The organism is Bartonella sp. MR168JLCBS, from assembly GCF_042194175.1.
In genome coordinates, this window is the sequence record NZ_JBHIMP010000086.1 from 1 (window position 1) to 1370 (window position 1370).

Sequence of the window (1370 nt, forward strand, 5' to 3'; positions counted from 1 at the left end):
GTGATTGAAAAAGAAGCACTTTCTGTCCTTTTTCCACATAGTCGTGAGAGTCCACTTGGGAAAGTGGTCCAGGTGGGATCAGTTCCAGCGCGTATTGTTGGTGTGGTAGATCAGCAACATAATGGAGGCATTTCAAAAACGTTGCAGGTTTATTTACCTTATACAACTGTGCAAACGCGTTTTATTGGAACAACACAAGTGCGTGCAATTACGGTTAAAATTGCCGATGATATTGATTCACATTTAGCGGAGTCTATGGTACGGCGTTTTCTTATTATGCGTCATGGTGAGGAGGATTTTTTCATTAGAAATTCTCAGTTATTTCTGGATCGTATCATGGAAAGCACCCATATTTTAACACTTTTAGTGTCCTCAATTGCAGCTATTTCATTGATCGTCGGTGGTATTGGAGTGATGAATATTATGCTGGTGACTGTTTCTGAGCGAATCAATGAAATTGGGGTGCGGATGGCAGTTGGTGCACGGCAGAGTGATATTTTGCAGCAGTTTTTAATTGAAGCAATTTTGGTGTGTATCATAGGAGGTGTTTTAGGGATTCTGTTTGGTCTTTCTATCGTTGGTTTGTTTGTGCTCTTTGAGGCCCCTATCCAGCTGATTTATACAATTGATTCGATCATTATATCACTTACTTTTTCGACTCTCATCGGGATATGTTTTGGCTTTTCACCAGCCCGGCAAGCTTCACGCCTTGACCCCGTTGTTGCCCTCTCGCGCGATTAATCATCATGAATCGCACGGTGTCATATTATTATTGCCATTAACACTGGATGAAGCATTCGGGGAAAGGAATATTGTCCAAGAAGACGATATTTGTATAGAATGGTTGCTTCAATAAAATAGCCGGTCAAGGGTGGTTATTTGATCAGAAAAATGTGCATGTGAGATCAGCGGATGAAACAAATATTTTGGCTTTTATTGTGGTAATCAGAGGTGGATTAAGTGACCCTACGAGGATTTCTTTTCTTCTTTAAAGAAGCTTCTCTGCTCAATCTCAAGCCCATTTTACAGCGATACCCATGAATTGGTATAAGGCAAGATCCATTGGGCACTACCATCTTTTTTGCAAGCTTACAATGTTGTAAATGCTCTTGCTTTGAGATGATTCATTAGGAGGCATATTGGACTCCTCTCTTAAGCGATTTTATCCACATGTTGATCTCTTTTGTGACGGGTAAATGACCGCGTTTTCTTTGATTCTGAATGTGGGGATTTGAAGATAAGATAATCTTCCTGGATTCGGGCCTTTCATTTAACATGCAAAACGGTTAAATATCTTTATAAATCAATATGTTGTCTTAAAGATAACTATTCGTTATAGACTTTCTCTTAATGATAAGGTTTCGATGATA

1 protein-coding gene is annotated in these 1370 nt (G+C 39.4%); it reads left to right on the plus strand.

Features of this window, described 5'->3' with window-relative positions:
* Positions 1-741 (plus strand): FtsX-like permease family protein (locus ACFIK8_RS09265; RefSeq protein WP_375669253.1); only part of this gene is annotated, 741 nt, incomplete at its 5' end.
* Between the last annotated feature and the right edge of the window lie 629 nt (positions 742-1370).